The 2,740-nt window shown below is 45.8% G+C and carries 4 protein-coding genes and 2 pseudogenes; 1 reads left to right on the forward strand and 5 read right to left on the reverse strand.

Going from position 1 to position 2,740, the window contains the following annotated elements; genetic code table 11:
* Nucleotides 1-112, forward strand: a pseudogene (locus tag J5I83_RS10510) (IS5/IS1182 family transposase); the annotation flags it as partial.
* Nucleotides 113-142: 30 nt separating this feature from the next.
* Here J5I83_RS10510 and J5I83_RS10515 read toward each other — a convergent pair.
* The 5 genes and pseudogenes from J5I83_RS10515 to J5I83_RS10535 form a co-directional block, all read right to left on the reverse strand.
* Nucleotides 143-481, reverse strand: coding sequence for a hypothetical protein (locus J5I83_RS10515; protein ID WP_304055787.1), 339 nt, complete (start codon nt 479-481; stop codon nt 143-145).
* Nucleotides 478-627, reverse strand: coding sequence for a helix-turn-helix domain-containing protein (locus tag J5I83_RS10520; protein WP_304055791.1), 150 nt, complete (start codon nt 625-627; stop codon nt 478-480). The genes J5I83_RS10515 and J5I83_RS10520 overlap by 4 nt, the downstream gene beginning before the upstream one ends.
* A 148-nt stretch (nt 628-775) precedes the next feature.
* Nucleotides 776-1,699, reverse strand: coding sequence for a hypothetical protein (locus J5I83_RS10525; protein WP_304055794.1), 924 nt, complete (start codon nt 1,697-1,699; stop codon nt 776-778).
* Nucleotides 1,696-2,229, reverse strand: coding sequence for a hypothetical protein (locus J5I83_RS10530; protein ID WP_304055797.1), 534 nt, complete (start codon nt 2,227-2,229; stop codon nt 1,696-1,698). The genes J5I83_RS10525 and J5I83_RS10530 overlap by 4 nt, the downstream gene beginning before the upstream one ends.
* Nucleotides 2,230-2,423: 194 nt before the next feature.
* A pseudogene (locus J5I83_RS10535) lies at nt 2,424-2,740 on the reverse strand (hypothetical protein); the annotation flags it as partial.

The following is a 2,740-nucleotide window of genomic DNA, read 5'->3' on the forward strand; positions in this document are numbered from 1 at the left end:
GCTTGCGCTCAAACAATGGCGTGGCATTGCCACCATCTATGCCAATAACCTCTCTTCATTCATCGCCATCGTCCAGATTCGTTGTCTCGCACTATGGCTCAAAGTCTCGTGACGACACTATCTAAACAAATACTATTATAACTCACGTGGTCATATTTGCGGATTTTGGGAGCAGTTGAAAATTGGGTTTTAGGAGCCTTTTTACCTGTTCAAGTTTGTTGTGTAAAAATTCGCTCTGCTTATCCGGGTCAGCTTTAGAGGGGATCACCGCCATTTTTCGGTATTTCATACCGAGATGTTTATGCATGAAGTCGCGACAGGCGTTTAAAGCCAATTGCATCCCGGTGAGCTTGTTAATCTCATAGACCGCCTCAGCAACAGTGTGCGGCGGATGGACTTGGAAACGTGTTTTGAGTGCTTCCGAATGGAGCAACAATGCACTTCTAGGGCAATGACGCTGGGATGAGCAAAGCGCCGTCACACCACCTTCATATACGCCTGCAAATAGCGTCTCACGCTATCTTCGCTGACTCGCGCGATGCGGATAATTTCTTGATGAGGCAGTCCCAGTGCTTTCAGATAGACAACATGCAATTTTTTCTTTGCCGCCCCGGAAGGATGTTCCATGAGTAGCTGATAAATATGAGCAATTTCTTCTTCCGTATTCTACCGTAAAGTTGGGCTGGAGCATGTCTTAGTAAGAGCTAAAATCCGATATTATACCCGCTTCATTTTCCGCATTCCTCACCGCGCCGAATATAATAGCACGAGACGTTTATGATCCTGCAAGATAAAGGGCTATTGCCTCAGCGATAGGCTGGCCGGTTGAGGACTCAAATACGCTATACGCTGGACTTGGGTTAACCTCAAAACAGAATATTCTGCCATCATTGGCAAATCTTAGATCTAGCCCGGCCAGCCCAAGTTTCATCTCCGCCGTTAGCTGGATGCATGCATCTTCCACGTCGGCAGGTAGCTCGTATGCTGTGAATCCAGCGCCATTGATGGAGTAGTCGTATCGATAATCAATGGCAGCGCTTTCTACTCGTGTAGCGAATGTCCGATCTCCCACTACGTGAACGCGCACATCAAAGCCACTAATCCATTCTTGTAATTGAATCGGCGAGTTTTGCAGCAAATTCAGGCGTTCCATATCTTGAGTATCAAATTCAGTCACTATAGACCGCTCTCCACTGATTGATTTATAAATTGTTCGAGGGTGTCGACTACAAAAATCAAGCGCAGCGTCAGGTTGATTAGTGACGAGTGTTTCCGGAACATAGAAGTAGCGGCGAATCATAAGTGCTTGATAGGGTTTTGAGTTATTTGAATCATTTGCTGAGGTACGATTTATAACTCTCGCCGGTGTTACCTCTAACCATTCGTCTAATATTAAATGTAATGTTGATGCATGCGTAAATCTTGGATCAGTAGGAGGCAGTTCTTTAATTTCTGGAAGTGTCGCCCAGCTTGCTAATCGAGTATACACCCCTACCACGTCTTCAAGAGACACGGTCCATTCTGGACAAGAAAGTATGCCTGTTATATTCGAGTTCTCAATCTGAATTTTGCAGTTTGAAATAGTGACTTTTTGCTGATCCCAGATCAGGGTTCGCACTCCGTTTTTATGCAGTGCTGACGCCACAAGCGCCAAAGGTGGCTCATTAGGCACACCCAATAAAAGAACGATATTATTCATGGTGATGTCAGCATTGTTTCAATAGCTGTTACCAGAGCATCTCCACCCGCAGCAAATGGAACTAACGGATCAAGCCTCAACAAACAAGGTTCTCCAGTAGAGCAATCAAACTCAACACAACATAGTTGCAGTTGGGAAATGGCTGCAAGCATTGCTACGCGATTACGAGCTTCCAGTGAAAGTATATTTTGTGCATCGATAACTTGTTTGCCAGCAACAAATATCTGTATACGCTGTTCATTGCTTTCGGTCACTCCCAAACCAGAGCTTGCAAACCAGGGGCGGGTAGTTAAGCCCATCTGGACTGCCAAGTATCGCCAATAAGCATCGCCACATATTGTACCGTGAAGGCTGGTGCCAGTAGGCCGATTCAGTACGGGACATGCAAGCTCTGCTAGCCATGCTACGAATGCAGCACGCCATTCTTCTTCCAAATATAGGGCATCAACTTCGCTCCCTGATTCGCAATGTAGTGGTGGCAATGCATACAGGCGATTGATGACCCCATTTAATTTGTGTGTGAGTGTCACGCCACGCGCAGTCTGTAAAATGCTCTCAGTATTATCTGTGGATATGCGCAATTGTAAACTTGAATTAACTAGAAGCTCCTCAGGCAGAATAAATTCGACTTGCCACTCTCTGGCTCTCAACTGGAGTGCTAGCCAGAGAGCATGTTTGTCTTGCGGTGAACACAATATGCATATCGTCCGAAGAGGCATGGTCATTAAACATCACTTGGATTACGACCACCGAGTAAATTAGCCTGACGAAGCAGCATTTCGTCCTGGAGGTCAGTTATATCACCCGTTTGGTTGATATCAAAAACGGCTTGTGACAAATCAGGGCGCAGTTCCGGGCGAATGAATGGATCACCTAGCTGTATCTCCCGAATCTCTTTCAACTCTTTGGGCCCACGTTCTTTCAGTTCTTTTGGGGCAAGCTCTTTTGGTAACCTTTCTTTCGGTGTTAATTCTTTAGGCAGGCGATCTTTGGTCTCTTTGGGAAGACGCTCTTTTAATTCCTTAGGCTGGCGATCCTTTA

Origin of the sequence: Nitrosomonas communis, from assembly GCF_024102715.1 — a bacterium.
GTDB lineage: Bacteria > Pseudomonadota > Gammaproteobacteria > Burkholderiales > Nitrosomonadaceae > Nitrosomonas > Nitrosomonas communis_B.